The organism is Nostoc sp. T09, assembly GCF_002154695.1.
Lineage (GTDB): Bacteria > Cyanobacteriota > Cyanobacteriia > Cyanobacteriales > Nostocaceae > Aulosira.
In genome coordinates this window covers 70,710-88,933 of the sequence record NZ_MTAV01000108.1, presented here as the reverse complement: position 1 = coordinate 88,933, position 18,224 = coordinate 70,710, and the positions used below count along the sequence as shown (strand labels likewise).

Genomic DNA, 18,224 nt, shown 5'->3' with positions numbered 1-18,224 from the left:
GCAGCTGTGTTGTATTTCGGGCTTTGTTTTTTGCTTTCGAGCGCGCCCTGGAGGACTTGAACCCCCGACATCAGGTTTTGGAGACCTGCGTTCTACCAACTGAACTAAGAGCGCACAAGCTGTTTTGGATTCAGTGATTGCGCTGAACTTATTTTTAGTCTAACGCAATTCCGAATCTTATCTTACCTTAATTTTGTTTAGAGGACAAGTCAGCGGCAGATGCCGCTTTTTGTTTAACACTTCTCCCATACTTTGTAATCGCAAATTACAAAGAGCGATCGAAGCGTTGCTTGATCCGGGTGGCTTTACCCACACGCTGGCGCAGATAGTAGAGTTTGGCACGTCGTACTTTACCACGACGCATTACTTTGATGCTGTCAATCCGAGGTGAATGCAGGAGAAATACCCGCTCTACACCAACGCCTTGAAATACTCGACGGACTGTAATTGTTTCGTTGATACCGCCATTGCGTTTGGCAATCACTACACCTTCATAGGGTTGAACGCGGTATTTATCACCTTCTTTAATTTTCACTCCGACTTTGACTGTATCGCCCACGTAAATTTCGGGGAGGTTCGATTTTAGTTGTTCCGCTTCAATTGAGCGGATGATCTCTTGAGCGTTCATTGCCTATCTGCTTTAAAAAACTCACGATCATCAATCATAAATCTATTCCTGCCTGACAGTCCAGTGATTGGAAATACAAAATTACGAGGTTATAACAGGTGTAATTGGTAACTCTATATTTATATTGTTTTGTCTAACTTATCCTTTGGTGCAAAAAACCTTTAGGTTGGGTTTGATGCTTTAAACCAAAACCTGCCTAGCTCCTACTTATTTAAAAATCGGGTATCTAAATCCACTACTGACTACTGACAAAATATGAAATTTAGTGTCGTCATCACTACTTACAATCGCTTAAACTTACTGCGACGAGCAATTGACTCAGTTCTTAAGCAAACGATTCCCTGTGAAGTCGTGGTTGCTGATGACTGTTCATCTGATGAAACTGAAACTTATGTCAAAAGCTTATGTAACTCCGTTGTTTACCATCGCAATGAGGTGAATAAAGGTCATGCTGCTACGGTAAATGCGGGAGTTGAAAAAGCTAGCGGCGACTGGATTAAGTTTTTGGATGATGATGACTACCTAGCTTCTAATTGTTTAGAAGAGATGGCAAAGGCGATCGCACTCCATCCTAGTGCTGTCATGTGCTCTTGTATTGCGGCTCAGGTAGACAGTAATGAAGTCGAACTCAGCCGCACCAGACAATTTGGCCCTGGGTTGGCTTTTTATATTCCCCAAGTCGATATTCATTACGGTATGCTCTTAGAGCTTGTACCTTTTGGTACACCTGTTCAAGTAGCTTGCCGTCGCGACGCTTTTTTACAAACTGGTGGTTGGGATTCCAAACTTGATGCTAACTGTGATGACATTGATTCTTGGATTCGTATTGCTCAGTTTGGCGATGCTATCTTCCTGAATCAACGCCTTGCTTACCGCACAATTTGGCCAGGTGCTTACAATCAAAAGTTTTCTCTTCTTAAACGTTTAGAGACAAACATTTTGATGAAGGAGAAGATTTACGCTTTAGTTGATCAAAAGCAGCGATCGCATCTGCCCAAGCTTGAGAATACTAAGAATTATGTCAGACTCCATTGGTCTTTGGTGGCATTGAAGCAGGGACAGCTAAAGCTATTTCTCACTATGGTATATCCAGCGATTTTTTCTCCTGTTGCTTGGTGGCTGTTGCTGGTTGCTGTTTTATCACGTCGTTTAAATCGCCCTAATGCTCATCTGCAAAAATTTGTGTTAATTAATACTGATTTGCCATTAGATATGGTTACAGAGGTTTGGGATGGTGGCAAAGCATAATCCCATTTTGGATGTGCGATTTGATTGAGAAATTTACTGAGATTTAGGAAAAGTGTTTTTTCCATAAACGCAGTCGCGTAAAAATCGGCTTTGCCCAGCGCCAACCCAAGAGATCGTGCAGCAGAATATAAAAGCAGGGGATGATAAATAGTGTCAACATTGTAGCGATCGCCATCCCAAAGAAAACTACAATCCCTAAGGGTTGCAAAAACTCGGAACCTTCACCAATACCCAACGCTAAGGGAAAAAGTCCCAAAATAGTAGTGGCTGTAGTCATCATAATGGGACGTAGACGCTGAGGAGCCGCTTTGAGGATGGCAATTTGGCGAGTACAACCTTCTTCATCACGAATTTGGTTCGCCAGCTCTACCATCAGAATCCCTGCGTTTACCACAATTCCCACCAGCAGCACTACGCCGACGATGACAGTTGCACCTATTGCCGTTTGGGTGATGTAAAGTCCAAAAATTCCTCCAGCTAAAGCCAGTGGTACAGTGAACATAATTACCAGCGGATCAATCAGCGAATTATATTGCACCGCCATCACAACGAAGATTAAGAACGTCGCTAACGCCCCCAAAGTTTTTAGAGCATTCTGAAGCTGCTGATTAGTTGCTTCGGCAGAACTAGGCACAATTGAAACGCCTTCAGGTAACTTGACGCTCTTGAGTACCTCATTGACTTCTGCTATGGCTTCACCTAGGCTAGCTCCTTCGCTGAGGTTACCTGCAACAATAAAAGCTTGGCGCTGATTAATTCGCTGCACCTCGCCAGGCGCTTGACCTTCTTCGATGCGAGCAACATCTGAAAGACGAACTAGTTGATGGTTTTCCGTAAAGAGTGGTAGTTGTTCTAGTTGAGAGGGACGCTGAATGGCTTCTTTATTTAGTTGTACCCGCACATCAACTAAACGGTTACCGCGTTGAATTTGTGTAGGTACTGAACCTTCAATTGCTGTCTGAATTGTGTCACCAATTTGTTGAGCAGTCAGCCCCAAAGCCGAAACTCTTTCCCAGTCTGGGCGAATTTGAATTTCCGGTTGCCTAGCATCGGCATCTGGTCGGAATGTGGCTAATTTTGCCTTTTCCTGCAAAGCTTGCAGTACTTCGGCTCCTGCTTGCGTTAAATTTTCTTCATTCTCACCTTGCAGAATAACGTCAATTTCTGACCCTTGCACTGGAGAATTACTCAAGATTAAACCCCGTACCTGACCAGGATTGAGGCGTAGCAGAATTCCTGCTAAGTTGAGTTTGTTAAATTCCTGAGTTACTTTTTTGACAAAGGCTTCGACATCTGTGCCTGGCTTTAGATTGATAGTGCTACTGGCACGTAAGGGATTCTCTGTAGTATTACTGCCAAATAGATTACCCCCGACAGTTGTGAAAGCATACTCAGTTTCTGGTTGTTTCAGCAAAATGTCATCGACAATTTGCATGACTTTCTCAGAAGTGGCTAAAGGTGTACCGGGAGGAAACTGCGCTCTCAAGTTGGCTTGGCCAGTACTGATCCGGGGTAGGATTTCTTGGGGAATTTGTCCAAACATAAACAAGCTGCTGCCGCCTAAAATTACCAAAGCAGCAATGACTACAAAGAACCGATAACGTACAACCTTAGTTAAGAACTTACCGTATCCCCGCGTAGCATCTTCAAACCGATGATTAAACTGTCTCAGCAGCCAAAATTCGCTAATCCGACTAGACCAACGAATTCCCAAAAGTCGGGAAGTCAGCATTGGCACTACTGTAATCGCGACCACAAGGGAGGCTGCTACTGCAAAGCTAATTGTCAGAATCAGTTCATTAAACAGCAGAGCGATAAAACCGCCAACTAACAGAAATGGCGCTACAGAAACTAAGTTGGCAGCAGTAGCTGCAACTAAAGCAGATTCTACTTCTTGAGAAGAAGTAATCGCATTTTCAATAAAGAATTTTGAATTACCCTGCTGATTCTCCTCTTGCTGCTCCCCTCTCTCTCGTTGATTAGGAGTCATGCCTGTTTTTTCAGAAATATTCTCTAAAATCACAACCGATGTATCAATTGCTTGACCAATTCCCAATGTTAGTCCTGCCAAACTGAAGACATTCAAAGTCAAGCCAAATATTTTCATCAACGCGATCGCGGCTAGAGTACACAGCGGAATTGTCAAACTGATAATTAATGTTTGCCTGAATGACCCTAAAAATAACAATACTGCTGCTGCGGCTAACAATGCTCCAGAAATCGCCGAAAAGATGACATCATTGAGAGAATTACGGATGAAGCGAGATTCATCTGTAGTGGGACTTAATGCCATGTCGGCAGGAATTGTACCCGATCGCCGTAATTGTTCAATTCGCTGCTTGACAGCATCTACAACTGTAATTGTATTCGCCTCAGGTTGCTTTTGAATTGACACCTTCACAGCAGGCTGACGGTTGAGATAGACAAATACTCGTTGGTCTTCTGTGTCGTCAATTACCTCAGCAAAGTCTCGCAAATAGACACGGCGGGAAGGTGCAGAGGGAGTGTTAGTAGCCGAGGGAGCAGAAGAAACTTCTAAGGAGAGATTCTCAATTTCTCTAGCATCTCGAAAGCGTCCCACAGTCCGAGTCAACGGTTCAGCATTCTGCCCCAAAATTCGACCACCAGAAGTATCTTGATTACGGGCTGTTAATTCATCTAGTACATCATTTAAGCCCACGCCCAAAGCTTGTAACCGATTTAAATCCACAAGCACTCGTACTTCTTCTTCAGCACCGCCAGAAACATCGACTGAGGCGACGCCTGGCACCACACTGATTTCACGTGCTAAGTCTTCATCGGCAAATACGCGTAAATCTTTACCTTGCAGGGAGGAAGATGTTAGTGCCAATTCATAAATCGGCAATTGAGAGGGATCGACTTTAAATAAGCGTGGCTCTTCTATCGTGTCTGGCAGTTGTCCTCGCCCTCGGTTAAAAGCAGCAGTAGCATCGTTTAGGGCTTGGTCAATATCGCCCCCTGGTTGAAAGTATAAATCGAGACTAACCTGCCCTTCACGGGTGCGGGAAAAAACTTGCACCACATTCTCAGTAGCCGATAAAGCTTCTTCTAGGGGTCTGGTGATTTCATCTACTGCTACTTCTGGAGAAATACCAGGCGCTTCTAGCCGAACGCCAATTCGTGGATATGTAATTGCTGGTAGAAGATCGACTTGGATAGTTGAGAGAAAAAATACGCCAACCACAATCACTGCCAGGGTGAGCATGAGCGTACCAATGTGTTGGCGAATAGCGATCGCGCTGATACTAAATCCACTATTGTTATTTGCTTGCTGCATCGTTTCTAATTCAAAATTCAAAATTTAAAAACACAATTTCTAATTGCCCCTAGGGACTGAATCTGTTTTTTCTGAAAGAATTGAAAGGCTTACAGCAGCCCCATCTTTTAGCGGTTTACCACTGCGAACAACATAGCGCTCTCCTGGTTGCAAACCAGATAAAATTTCGACTTTGGCATCAGCTTTTTTCCCGAGAGTGACAGAACGAGCTGTTACCTTTGCTTTACCTTCTTCATCTGTAACTACGAATAAAGTTCCATTTTGATTATCTGGCTGTTGTTTAGCTCCAGCAGATGAGGAAGCGGCTTGATTGTTTGCTGGCTTTTGTATAGCTGTTTGCGGTACCACTACTCGCTGTGTTGCCTGAGTTGCAAAACTGACTCTTGCTAACAGCCCACTGCCAATTCTGCCGTTAATGTTAGGAATCACTACCTCCACAGGTATCAAACGAGCTGTGACATCCGCAGCTGGAGAAATCCGGATCACACTTCCTGTGAATGTTTGATTAGGAAAGGCATCTAAACGAACTTGCACAGATTGCCCAAGTTTGATTTGTGCCAGTTCTAATTCGGAAACTTGCACTACGACTTTGACGCGGTTAAAGTCGCCAATTTTTAAGACTTCGCCACCTGCTTGGAGCAAATTACCTGGTTCTGTTACCTTTTCGGTGACGAGGCCAGTGATAGGAGATGTTAATCGCGTGTAGGATCTACGTTCTTTGGCTTGGGCAACTACTGCTTGTTGGGCAACTACTCTACCTTGAGCAGCAGCAACGGCTTGCTGTTCTGTACGCACTTGCTCGTTAGCAGCTCGTAGAGCTTGGGCGGCTGTTTGAGCTTGAGTACGGGCTTGTTGGGCAGCTTGTTCGGCGATCGCACCTTGTTTGAGTAGTTGCTGCTGGCGTTGTGAATCTGCTTGCGCTTGCACAACTTCTAGCCGTGCCCTTTCAACTTCGGCACGAGCATTGCTTACCTGAGTTTGTGCCCTTGCTACTTCTGATTTAAGAGATGCTAATTCTGCTTCTGCTTGCTTGAGGGCGGTTAACAACAGAGCATCGTCTAACTGCCCAATAACTTGCCCTTGCTTGATGCTGTCCCCCACATCTACATTCATTCCTAACAGCCGCCCTTCAACTTGCGATCGCACTGACACTGTGCGGAACGGTATGGTAGTGCCTGTATACTCTGGGGATTTTTGTAGGGTCTCAGTGCGGGCGATCGCAACATCTACAGGTGTTGCACTTCCTCCTTGTCTAGCCGATTTGGGAGCTTGAGTTTCAGCATCGGCGGATTCTTTGTCAAATGAGCCACAACCGACTGTCATTAATCCCACGCTCAGGAAACAAGCAATCAATAAATTAGACTGCGATCCAAAGCTAAGGGAAAACTTCTGTCGATTTTCTTTATTACTTGTTTTATCTAACTGAGAGTTAATTATTTGAGATGCAGCTTTGGTATTTGGGGTATTTGGCATTTTCAACAGTTTGTGCGGCTAATGTCCGTCCAAAATTATTGATGTACTCCTCATAGAACGGCTTCGGGTTATAACAGCCGTCTAGCAATGAGTGTTTCTAATCGGTTTGTTTAACAAGTGTAAGTTTTCTCTTAGAAATGTTCGAGTATAAAAAGTCATGCTTTTTTAAAACAGAATCAGAAAAATTTTCAACACCGTACTGCTAGAGCAGGTGCAAATAGTTTTGTATTGAGCCAATTGTAAAGATTAGTATACGTATTTTTAGCTTTTCTAAACTCTGCCTCAAGGTATAAGGCTGCTCAGAACTACAAAAGTAGTTTTCTCTTTTTTAGCTTCTCTCTTCAGACAGAATCAACTTGCCATCTGAATGCTTAGGATTGTAGCCAAACTATCAGTAAATATTCTCTTATCTAGTTTAGATTAAGAATAGTAAAGAAATATGGTACTTGGGACAGACGTAATGTATTGAGTCTCAACACCTAACTATATATTGATTGTGCGTGAGGAAGGCAAGCAGTGACATCACCCCTAAAAGTTGCAAAAACCGCTGAAGAATACCAGATTGCAGAATTTTTTCAAGAATCCGTGGGTAAGTGGCGATCGGAACGGCGCTATTACACCCTGTCATCGGGAACTACTAAAGAAATGGTGAGTGCGATCGCCGTCCGGTTTTTAGAACAGGGATGCAAAGAATTGCAAAAGCTGGCTCAGTTGCACGACTTACCAGATTCAGTAAGTTTGGTATGTGGTACTGAAGTGATGTGGGAAAGTACAGATTCAATCACGGGAAAGAAAGAATCTCAAGGTTCCACCCTATTTGGTGCTTTAGGAAACATTTTGTATCGCGATCGCGGTTTTGCCACATCCAAACCAGTTACTGCCGAATATTATTTTCCCAACCCCAAAACACTGTGTTTGAGAACAGAATACAATGGCTCAGTCTTTGAAGAAGAGTTAAAGCTGATTGGTAGTAAATACCGTACTCGCCAGACTATTATCTCGCGTGCTGGTGAACAGTTGATGATTGGTCAGTATTTAGAGAAGAGATTGGAGAGTTAGCCTTTGAGGTAGGTGAGGCGAAGATTTGCAAGGGGAGGGGTATACAGGGACAAGCAAATTCAAAATTCAAATTTCAAGATTCAAAATTATGACTTTTGTCCCTTGTTTATTGCCTATTAACCCTTGTATGGGAGGGTTGAACTCACAAATCTCATTGCCAAGTGAATATTTCACAAAACCCAACCCTAGTGACCCTTGCCTATTACTTCTTGGCAATCTACGATTATAGCGATTTCACTTTATTTATGACGATCTCATTAAAACTTTTTTAAATTCTCCTCTTCTATAGTGAGTTGAGGTATTATTATGAAAGATGAGAATTAATTCGGTGATAGTGTTTTTTGTTAGTATTGATGGGCTTTTTCCTTTTAGTATTTGCAGACTCTCTCCGAAATCTAAATCTCTACACTCTGATGATTTTGGAGACATTGTATGTCAGTTTATGTAGGTAACCTTTCTTACCAAGTTACAGAAGAGGCATTGACTGCTGTTTTTGCAGAATATGGTTCTGTAAAGCGTGTTCAAATACCTACCGACCGTGAAACAGGCCGTGTACGCGGCTTTGCTTTTGTGGAAATGGGTACAGACACAGAAGAAACAGCTGCCATTGAAGCTCTTGATGGTGCTGAGTGGATGGGACGTGACCTAAAAGTCAATAAAGCCAAGCCCAAGGAAGATAGAGGTTCCTTTGGTGGTGGTAACCGTGGTGGCTACGGCGGTGGTAACCGCAATCGCTACTAAGTTACAGGGTTTATAAAAAAAGGTTAGGGGCTGTTTGTAATTACATCAGACCCATCAACTAATTAAATTTTGCAAAAGCTCAAGCACCGATGCTTGAGCTTTTTTAATCTGAAAACCTGGTAGATCATTCCCTAAATTCTGGGAGTAGCCACTCGATTATCTAGATTGATCAGATTCCCGACTTCTTCAAGAAGTCGGGAATCTTGCAAGCACTCAAAATCAATGACATGAACCACTAACCAATCGATTATCCTTCAAGTGGGCAATTCTTACCAGAAGCTGTTTCGCTAGGGTAGATAATCCTCAAGACAAACCTGGTGCTTATGGAAGCAGGAGAATCTGACTCCCAATAACGGAATTAATATGATACTCCGTTCCCTGTTCCCTGTTCCCTTCCATTAATAATGAGTTCCCGACTTGCGATGATGCACAGCTGTGACGCCATCTTGATTTAGCACTTTGCCATTTTCAACAGTCGCATAAACCAGCCAATGATCCCCAGATTCCAGGCGATTTTTGACGGAACACTCCAAGTATGCCAAAGCATCATTGAGAATGGGAGAACCGTTTTCGGCTTCTTGAGTGGCGACATCCGCAAATCGGTCTTGGGCTGGGCCAAAGGGCTTGAGAAAGTGTTTCATCAAACCTAAGTGATTACCTTCTTTGAGGATATTCAAGACAAATTTATTTCCTGTGTGCGTCAAAGTTTCCACTGCACGATCTTTGGCGACGGCTATGGTTAAACCAGGAGGGCTAAAGCTAGCTTGCGCCACCCAAGAGGCTAACATCGCACTGGATATTTCGCCTTGCTTGGCTGTAACAACGCATAGGGAACCGACAATCCGACCGACAGCTTGCTCTACAGTTGTAGCCGGAACACTTTGCGATCGCACTTTTTTGGCTTTCTTTAGTGTTTGAGCAAAGTCGGTTCCGGCTTCTTCGCACAGTTGTAAGGTGACATCGTTGGGTTTGAATTTGACGCGGATGGTGTCAAAACCAAAACGATAGCCAGCGTCTTTGAGTTTGCCTTCAATTAAATCAACGGCTTCACCACTCCAGCCAAAGGAACCAAATACGCCTGCGAGTTGATTGTTCGTAGCAGTGGACAACACAATTCCCAAGGCTGTTTGTACAGGTGTAGGTGCATGACCACCAAGAGTAGGTGAACCGATGACAAAGCCAGCAGATTTTTCCACAGCCGCCCGGATGTCTTCTGGATCTGTAAATTCGCAGTTGATTGATTCTACAGCGACACCAGCTTTAGTAATGCCACGAGCGATCGCTTGGGCTAAGGTTGCTGTATTTCCATAGGCAGATGCATAAATCAAGGCTACTGTCAAGTCGGCAGATGTTTGCTGCTGACTCCATTCCCGGTAAGCTTTCGTAAGGTCGATGAGAGCATAACGCACCAAAGGCCCGTGTCCAGTGGCGTACAATCTCACGGGCAAATCGGCAAGTTTATCTAAAGCTGTTTCTACTTGCCGGGCATGGGGAGCCATCAAGCAATCAAAATAATAACGTCGGTCTTCGTTAATTATTTCCCAGCCTTCATCAAAGACCTGATCGCCACAAATATGCGCCCCAAAAAACTTATCTGAGTAGAGAATTTCTGTTTGTGGGTCATAAGTGCAGAGTAAATCGGCATAGCGGGGATTGGGAGTGGGAATAAATTGCAAATCATGACCCTTGCCTAAATCAAGGGTTTCTTCCCCCCGCATGACGATAATTGGTAAATCTGGGTTTTCTAGCGCCCCACGTAAATTGATCGCCCCGGGATTAGAACATACAAAGGTAATTTGCGGTGCTACTTCCAACAAAGCTTTTAAAGTGGCGGCGCGGTTGGGATTGACATGACCCAAAATTACATAATCAATGGCTTTAATATCAAATCTTTGCTGCAATGCATCCAAGTAGATATGGGTAAAAGTTTCCCCTGGCGGATCAATCAGGGCGATTTTATCTCCTTGAATCACATAAGAGTTAGCAGTTGTACCCTTAGCTAAAGCGTATTCAATTTCAAACCTCAACCTTGACCAACTGCGCGATCGCAGTACTGTTGTATCTGTAGCTATGGGGAGTATTTGAACGTCGCGGGGTTTGGTTGTTGACATAGCGATTTGGGGAATTGGGCATTGGGCATTGGGCATTGGGCATGGGGCATTGGGCATTGGGCATGAGTTTTCCTAATGCCTAATCCCTGTTCCCTGTTCCCTAGTCCTTAATAGTGATTACCAACTTTACGGTGATGCACAGCAGTCAAGGCATCTGGTTTAGAAACTCGTCCGGCATAGACGGTGCTGTAGACTGCCCAGTGATCGCCACAATCCATCCGACTGACGACTTCGCACTCGATGTAGGCCAAAGCATCAGTGAGGATAGGTGCGCCGTTTTCGGCTGGCTGAGTTTTCACGCCTTCAAAGCGATCGGCACCAGGGGCGAATCGTTTCAAAAAGTGCTTCATCAGTGTTTGATAGTTACCTTCTTCCAAGACGTTGAGGACAAAGCGATCGCCTACTTGCATCAGTGATTCAATCGCCCGATCTTTGGCTACTGCAATCGAGAATCCCAGAGGTTTAAAGCTTGCTTGAGCCACCCAAGAAGCTAACATCGCACTGGAAACATCGCCTTTTTTGGCAGTGATGATATAGAGTCCGCCGCTAAGTCTACCTAGTGCTTTATCCAAGTCAGCACCCAAAGATTTCATCGCTTTGATGCTGCGATCGCGTGTTACCCATTGCCCTAAGTCAGTTCCCGCTTCTTCACACTGCTTGTAGGTGTTTTCGGTAGGGGTTTGTTTAATCCGAATTGGTGGGAAAACTGTTGTCAGACCCAAGTTGCGGAATTTACTCACTAAAGGATCTATCGGTTCGTCATCTCCGCCACCAGTTTCAAATATGCCGATGGCTTGCTTTTCTTTGGCAGATCCTAAAACGGTGCTAAGGGCCGCTTGAGTACTAGCAGAACTAGAAACTGGCGGCACACCAACAACAAGTCCAGCACAACGACCTACTAATTCCCGCAGTTCTTGTAAATCAACTCCCGAACTCAAGTCCACCCATTCCACAGCTACTCCAGTTTTGCTGATACCGTTGGCAATTGCTTGGGCAAGGCGATCGCTATAGCCGTATTCGGAAACGTAAAATATTCCTACTGCTGTTTCTGCTTTAGTTTGTGTTTGGCTCCAATTGCGGTAGCGTCCGGTCAGTTCTTCAACGTTGTGGTAAAGTAGCGGCCCGTGACCGGTGGCAATCATTTTTACAGTTGGCAGTTCTCCCATCCGCTTGAGGGCAGACAGCACTGACCGCGCATTCGGTCCCATTAAGCATTCATAGTAATATTTAAAATCTGGTTCAATAGCTTTTAAATCGTCATCAAAAGTACTTTCGGTGCAATAGTGCATCCCGAAAGCGTCGCAGGTATAGAGAATCTGGTTTTTATGATCGAAACTAAAGATAGTATCAGGCCAGTGTAAATTTGGGGCGATGACGAATTCAAATTCGTGACCGTTACCTAAATCTAAGCGATCGCCATTTTTCACAATCCGGCGCTTAAACGGCTGGTGTACCAAATCCTCTAAAAACTGAATCGCCACTTTCGAGGCGACAACAGTGATTTCTGGAGCCATTTGTATTAGCTCTTTAACTAAGCCGCTGTGGTCTGGCTCAGTGTGGCTGACAATTAAATAATCAATTTCTGTAGGATTGATTAGCCCTGTAAGAGTGTCAAAATACAGCTGGCGAAACTTTTCGTGGGAAGTATCAACTAAAGCAGTCTGCTCACCGCGTATCAGAAATGAGTTATAGGTCGTACCGTTTTGCAGACCAAATTCAATATCAAAGCGATCGCGATCCCAATCCAAAGAGCGAATTGCTGTAGTATCTTGAGCAATCTCCACAGTTTGTATGGTGAGCCTTTTTTCAACTTTTTCGGTGAGCGCTACCATAACTCCCTTCCTTGACAAAATGAGTATATTTTCCTCTGACTTTATTGTTACACGTGTTGAATGTTAATTTTTATTAAAAAGCCTATAGATAGCTTAAGAAAGTTAAAACGGTGAAACCACAGAGGCACAAAGACAATATTTGGCTAGCTTTGGAGATTGGCAATTCCCGGCTACATTGGGCATTATTTTTCGGCGCAACGCTTGATTGTACCTGGGACAGTGACTATTTACCTGAGTCAGTCATACAGCAGTTAGCACAATGTCAAACCCTGGATGATTTACCACCAGAGGTTTTCCCCCCCATTTACAGAAGTGGAATATTGGAAAGACAAGGAGATAAAAAGGACAAGGAGGACAAGAAAGAATATGCTCCCCCTTCCTCCTTGTCCCCCCCATCCCCCCTCCCCCTCACCATCGCTTCTGTAGTTCCCCGTCAAACAGTACTTTGGCAAACTTATCCCAATGTTAAAGTAATTACTTTAGACAAAATACCTCTCAAAGGACTGTATCCCACATTAGGAATTGACCGCGCCTTAGCGTTATGGGGTGCTGGTAAGACTTGGGGATTCCCGATGCTGGTGATTGATGCGGGAACTGCACTGACTTTTACGGCTGCGGATGCTAACCAGCATCTAGTTGGGGGTGCAATTTTACCAGGACTAGGCTTGCAATTTGCGACTCTCGGTCAAAAAACCGGACAATTACCTTTAATAGAGACGCAATTCATCTCATCTCTACCGCCACGCTTCGCTTTAAATACAACAGAAGCCATTCAAAGCGGCGTGATTTATACGCTACTTGCTGGAATCAAAGATTTTATTGAGGTTTGGTGGCAATTATTTCCTGAGGGCAAGATTGCGATTAAAGGAGGCGATCGCACAATACTATTAAACTATTTCCAAGCTTTGTATCCTGCGATCGCATCACATTTGACTGTAGAACCTAATCTAAGCTTTTGGGGTATGGAAAAAGTAGTGAGCATTATATAAAAGCCGCCTTTGGTAAAGTAAGAGTCGAACAGTAACAAAAAGCAGCCATGTACGTGCTAATTGGTGGATCTGGTTTGGTGGGACTAAGCTTGGCACAGAAATTGGTGGAACTAGGACATACCGTAGCTGTGATTGACATTGATCCTAATGCTTGTCGCTACGCACGCGAACAAGTAGGAGCAATGGCTTTTGAAGGTAGCGCTGTTAGTACAGGCGTTTTATTAGAAGCAGGAATTCGTAAAGCTGACGCTTTGGCAGCTATGCTGCGAAGTGATGCTTTGAACTTAGCGATGGTAACTCTCGCCAAACATTATGGTGTTCCCCACATTGTGACTCGGATGCGCCATTCCGATTTCGCTGAACCTTTTCGATTAGCTGGAGCCAATCATATTATCGGTACTGTTGAACTAGCGGTTTCAACAATGGTAAATGCGATCGAATATCCACAAGTCGAATCAATGATGCATTTTGAGCAAGGACAAATTGAGGTTTTAAAACTTTCAATTCCTAATAATTGCTATGTTGTTGGTCGTAGCATTGCCGAAATTGCTCAGGATTCTCGGTTTCCTAGTGGTTCTTTAATTATCGGCTATCAACCCCATCCCCACGAAGATTTAACCATTCCTAACGGAAGTACAGTACTAGAACCAGGTTCAACTGTACTGATTGTCACTAAACCAGGGTCATTGCATCAAATGATTGATTTTATTGAAGGCTGTAAATAAATTTAATGAAGTTGTACTTACGCTTTTATTTAGTAATTGCTTTAATTTTTTTGGTGTCTTGCACATCATTAAAGAATCCACCAAAGGCACAATCCCAAACTACCCAAGCACAATTATCGCAACAAGTAGTAACTCTGGATAAAAACTTTCAAATAGCAATGGGTCAAACTATTTATGTACCCATCTATTCTCATATTTATCATAATGATGAGCGGAAGATTTTAGATTTAGCAGCTACCCTGAGTATTCGGAATACAGATTTAACTAATCCTCTGATCGTTACTGCTGTGCGCTACTATGATTCAGATGGTAAGTTAATTAAGCAATATTTAGAACGTCCTATTCAACTTAATGCCTTAGCTTCTACAGATTTTTTTGTTAATAGAACAGATACCAGTGGAGGTTTAGGAGCAAATTTTATTGTAGAGTGGGTATCTCAAAAAGTCATTTCTGAGCCGATAGTAGAAGCAGTGATGATTGCTACTGAATTCCAACAAGGAGTTTCTTTTGTTAGCCCTGGCAAAGTAATCAAAACTCAAAAAAACTCCCAAGGCACATCTTTAAAATGAATTAGAAATTCCGAATTCCGAATTACGAATTAATATAATTAATCATCTTCTAATTTCAGCAATTGCTCATCAATTTTTCTCAGCCGTTCATACACAATTCCTTCTGAGAGAATTCGCTGACGTATTGCCTCATTTAGCGCTGCTTTCTCTGCTAATAGCAATCGACGGCGAATAGCATCAAGCTTACTGGGTTCACCACTTTTAATTTCTAACTCATCCGCACGGCGATTATATAATTCTCGTAATGCCTTTTCTGCACCTGCTACTTGCACTTGGTAAGTTGAACGCAACTCTTCATAAACAGCTTTTGGTAACACCCCTGTTTTCAACAAAGTATCTAATTCATCCTGTGCTGCCTTAGCCGTAATTAATTGAGCTTGCAATTCTTCAACCTGCTGACGAGTTGCTGACACTTGAGACAATTGCAGCCGCTTCACCAACCAAGGTAAACTCACTCCTTGCCCAACTACAGACAGCAATACCGTCCCAAATACTATAGCAATCAGTTGTTCTCGTCCTGTTATTGTTGTGGGGATACTCAACGCCAACGCCATCGAAAGAGAACCCTTAATATTGCCAAAAAACAGAACGTGCTGCCAGCGCCAAGGAATTGGACGGTCGAACCAACGTACAATAGCTAACAGTGGATAGACAGAGACTATGCGTGCTATTTGATAAGCTGCGATCGCTAGCACCACGGCAGGTAAGGTTTGCCATAAAGTTATCAAGTCAACTTCTATACCAATCAGCAGAAAAATAAAGCTATTCACCCCAAAAGCAATAGATTCCCAAAAGCTAAGTAATGTTAATCGAGTGGAAGCCGATACTTTACTTGATAGTCCTACTGCGCCGACAATTAACCCAGCAACAACCACAGCCACTACACCAGAGACGCTAAAAGAATGTCCAAGTTGAAAAGCGCCTAAAGCCACAGCTACTGTGAGCAAAATACTACTAAGTGCTTCATCGGCACGTACAAATAAGCCCGTACTCAAATACCCTACAGCTAACCCTACTAAAGTTCCCCCAATAATTACCACAAATAATTCTTGTAGTCCGGCGAGAATTGAGAGTGAACCAGCTGCATGAACTTTTAAAATCAAACTAAATAAAACTAGCGCCACTCCATCGTTAAATAAGCTTTCTCCCTCAACAATCGTTGAAAGACGAGAAGGGACATGTACCTCCTTAAATACAGCAATTACAGAAACGGTATCAGTAATTGCCAAAATTACTCCCGCCAGTAGTGCTGCTGTCCAATTTAGTCCGAGTCCCCATTTCAAGATTGCGGCTGTGACACCAGAAGAAATGATAATTCCTGGCCCAGCTAATAAAGCAATTGGTTTAACCGTGGTACGGAGGCGGCTAATATCTGTATTGATAGCTGCCTCAAACACCAAAATTGGCAGAAATAAATTTAAAATCAGGGAATCATTCAGACCAATGCGCTGTGGTAAAAGTTCTGTAACTGCTAAACCCGCTAAAACTAAACCCGCAACATAAGAAACTCGTAGCCAGCGCGACAGTAAAGCTACAACAGTGGCTACGAGTAGGAGAATAATTGAAACAGTGACTAATTCAGCAACATTCACTTTGAAATGGAGAGAAAATGGCTGGAAGTACTAAAGAAGAATATCACTTTCCTGTAAACTTGTACTACTTTATAAAATAAAGTAGTGACTCTCTGGCTGAAAAATCTATATAACCCAAGAACATCTTTCTTTGATATATTCCTGAATATCTTCAGTTACAACCCCAACACAAGATTCTAGGAGATCGTTTTCAGCATGAGAAATGATTTTCAACTCGACTTTAGGAATTAGTTGAGCATAAGTTTGACTCTTGGTTATAGCATCTGGTGTATCTTTACCACCTTGTAAAATTAAAGCTGGGACTTCTATCAGGTGTAATCGGTTTTGTAGTAATTCTGCCTCCAATTCTGGCTGTTGTCTTTGGAACAATAACTGGCAGGCTGTAGGATATTGCAACATCAACTTACGTGGCTGCAAATATTGTTGAATTTTTGTGTGCAAGCCTAGAATTTTAGTTAAGGGACGAAGCAGTTGTAAGAGTTTAAATATCAAAGGTGAATATTTCACTAACCGCTGCATCTTTTGCCATTGCTTTTCTTGTCCTGCTATCTTTACACCCTCTGGTGATAGCAACACCAAACCATCAACTTGCTCTGGATACTTTAAAGCATAGCTAGCCGCAATCCAACCGCCAAGGGAATGTCCTACTAAATATACTTTTTCTAGCTTCAAAGCTTGTAAAAACTCAGCTAGACACTCTACTTGTAAATCAATTGAGTAGTGGATATTAGGATTTTCGGATTCACCAAATCCTAATAAATCTGGTGCAAAGCAATGGAAATTACAAGACAAAGAATCTATCACCGATACCCATTGACTGCTATCGTTCCAAGCACCATGTAACAAAATTACCGGAGTTCCTTTACCAGCTTCGCGCCAGAATAATAGCCCTTGCGAGAGTTTTCTCCGAGAGTTATGAAATAGCGTATCCATCTGAATTTTAAGAGTTATAGCAATTCTCACTTGGTGATGTACATGAATTATGGCATCAGGAAACAATGAACAAAGAACTGTTGTCTATTGCCCGTTACCCTAAGACCAAAATTTGTATTACACTCAACTGCAAACCGCTTTAAGTTTTAGCATAGTTATTCAATAGTTAATAGTCATTATCTATAGAAAACAGAGTTTGGACACAGGACTAATGACTAATGACAAACAAAATATTGTTATGCCACTTTTGTCAAGCCATTTAAATAGTCTTGCAACTGCTGAGAGTGATCGTGAGACATGGGTTCTAGAGGTAGGGAGTTAGGAGAGAAAGCTTTAATTTCTATGACTTCCAAAGGATCGTAAATCTCCATTGTTCCTTGTACTTCTGCTTCCACAGCAATACAAATTGAATGAATTCTAGGATCGCGGTTCGGGGAAGAATAAACCCCGACTAAACGCCGAATTTGCACCAACTGCAATCCAGTTTCTTCCTCTAACTCTCTGCGGACTGTGGTAGGAATATCTTCTCCCCAGTCCACCATACCTCCAGGCAATGACCAGCGACCATTGTCGCTGCGCCGAATTAGCACAATCCGACCATCAGGTAAAATCGGGATGATGCTGGTGCCAGTAATGGGATGACGAAAGATTATACCCAATACTGTTTGTCCAAAGCGCCATAAGCTACGTGTGGACTTTACAGCTATCGTAAAAAAAGCAAGAACGTTCAATCTGCAAATGTTGGGGTTGTATTCTATAATTCCTTACCACTTAACATAGATGTCTAAATACTAATGTATTGAGTTATTAATTATACAACTATGTTGGTAGTTCGGAGTTTTATTCTAACACTTCATTAGAATATCTCAATCTTAACATCAGCGCTAATTTATTAGCGTATATCTTTATACAAATAAAATTGATAAATGAGCTTTTTAAAATTTTACTTAATATGTATATATATTTTTAGTAATTTGAGATTGTAGATTTGAGATTTAAGATATTTACCAGCAGGCTTGTAGAATA

The 18,224-nt window shown here is 42.8% G+C and carries 14 protein-coding genes and 1 tRNA gene; 6 read left to right on the top strand and 9 right to left on the bottom strand.

What is annotated here, in order from left to right:
* Nucleotides 1-41: 41 nt before the first annotated feature.
* A tRNA-Trp gene (locus tag BV372_RS21365) sits at nt 42-114 on the bottom strand.
* Nucleotides 115-265: 151 nt separating this feature from the next.
* Nucleotides 266-628, bottom strand: a complete 363-nt coding sequence (gene rplS, locus BV372_RS21360; RefSeq protein WP_086688502.1) for a 50S ribosomal protein L19 — start codon at nt 626-628, stop codon at nt 266-268.
* A gap of 255 nt (nt 629-883) precedes the next feature.
* Here rplS and BV372_RS21355 point away from each other — a divergent pair, with 255 nt between their 5' ends.
* Complete coding sequence (locus tag BV372_RS21355; protein WP_086688501.1) at nt 884-1,876, top strand: glycosyltransferase family 2 protein; 993 nt, start codon at nt 884-886, stop codon at nt 1,874-1,876.
* A 43-nt stretch (nt 1,877-1,919) separates the two neighbouring features.
* Here BV372_RS21355 and BV372_RS21350 read toward each other — a convergent pair whose 3' ends face one another.
* Complete coding sequence (locus BV372_RS21350) at nt 1,920-5,174, bottom strand: efflux RND transporter permease subunit (protein WP_086688500.1); 3,255 nt, start codon at nt 5,172-5,174, stop codon at nt 1,920-1,922.
* Between the two features lie 39 nt (nt 5,175-5,213).
* On the bottom strand, nt 5,214-6,647 hold the full coding sequence (locus tag BV372_RS21345; protein WP_086688499.1) for an efflux RND transporter periplasmic adaptor subunit: 1,434 nt from the start codon (nt 6,645-6,647) through the stop codon (nt 5,214-5,216).
* A 516-nt stretch (nt 6,648-7,163) separates the two neighbouring features.
* Between BV372_RS21345 and BV372_RS21340 the strand changes: the two genes are divergently transcribed.
* Nucleotides 7,164-7,706 (top strand): phycobiliprotein lyase, encoded by a 543-nt coding sequence (locus tag BV372_RS21340; protein WP_086688498.1) that lies wholly within the window; start codon nt 7,164-7,166, stop codon nt 7,704-7,706.
* A gap of 432 nt (nt 7,707-8,138) precedes the next feature.
* Entirely contained in the window at nt 8,139-8,447 is a 309-nt protein-coding gene (locus BV372_RS21335) for an RNA-binding protein (protein ID WP_086688497.1), read from the top strand.
* Nucleotides 8,448-8,845: 398 nt separating this feature from the next.
* Here BV372_RS21335 and BV372_RS21330 read toward each other — a convergent pair whose 3' ends face one another.
* Together BV372_RS21330 and BV372_RS21325 are read right to left on the bottom strand one after the other, a co-directional pair.
* Nucleotides 8,846-10,558: a diflavin flavoprotein gene (locus tag BV372_RS21330; RefSeq protein ID WP_086688526.1), complete on the bottom strand. Its 1,713-nt coding sequence runs from the start codon at nt 10,556-10,558 to the stop codon at nt 8,846-8,848.
* A 107-nt stretch (nt 10,559-10,665) separates the two neighbouring features.
* Nucleotides 10,666-12,390, bottom strand: coding sequence for a diflavin flavoprotein (locus tag BV372_RS21325; RefSeq protein ID WP_086688496.1), 1,725 nt, complete (start codon nt 12,388-12,390; stop codon nt 10,666-10,668).
* A gap of 110 nt (nt 12,391-12,500) precedes the next feature.
* On the opposite strand from BV372_RS21325, the gene BV372_RS21320 reads away from it, so the two are divergent.
* The 3 genes from BV372_RS21320 to BV372_RS21310 are packed head-to-tail and all read left to right on the top strand — an operon-like array spanning nt 12,501 to nt 14,673.
* The gene (locus tag BV372_RS21320) at nt 12,501-13,379 is read left to right on the top strand and encodes a pantothenate kinase (RefSeq protein ID WP_086688495.1); all 879 of its coding nucleotides are present in this window, start codon (nt 12,501-12,503) and stop codon (nt 13,377-13,379) included.
* 47 nt (nt 13,380-13,426) lie between these two features.
* On the top strand, nt 13,427-14,104 hold the full coding sequence (locus tag BV372_RS21315) for a TrkA family potassium uptake protein (RefSeq protein WP_086688494.1): 678 nt from the start codon (nt 13,427-13,429) through the stop codon (nt 14,102-14,104).
* A gap of 5 nt (nt 14,105-14,109) precedes the next feature.
* Entirely contained in the window at nt 14,110-14,673 is a 564-nt protein-coding gene (locus BV372_RS21310) for a DUF3124 domain-containing protein (RefSeq protein ID WP_086688493.1), read from the top strand.
* Between the two features lie 38 nt (nt 14,674-14,711).
* On the opposite strand, the gene BV372_RS21305 is transcribed toward BV372_RS21310, so the two are convergent.
* From BV372_RS21305 to BV372_RS21295, 3 genes are all read right to left on the bottom strand, one after another.
* On the bottom strand, nt 14,712-16,265 hold the full coding sequence (locus BV372_RS21305; protein ID WP_086688492.1) for a sodium:proton antiporter: 1,554 nt from the start codon (nt 16,263-16,265) through the stop codon (nt 14,712-14,714).
* A 105-nt stretch (nt 16,266-16,370) separates the two neighbouring features.
* Nucleotides 16,371-17,198, bottom strand: a complete 828-nt coding sequence (locus BV372_RS21300) for an alpha/beta fold hydrolase (protein ID WP_086688491.1) — start codon at nt 17,196-17,198, stop codon at nt 16,371-16,373.
* 236 nt (nt 17,199-17,434) lie between these two features.
* Nucleotides 17,435-17,929, bottom strand: a complete 495-nt coding sequence (locus tag BV372_RS21295) for an NUDIX hydrolase (protein WP_086688490.1) — start codon at nt 17,927-17,929, stop codon at nt 17,435-17,437.
* Nucleotides 17,930-18,224: the final 295 nt, after the last annotated feature.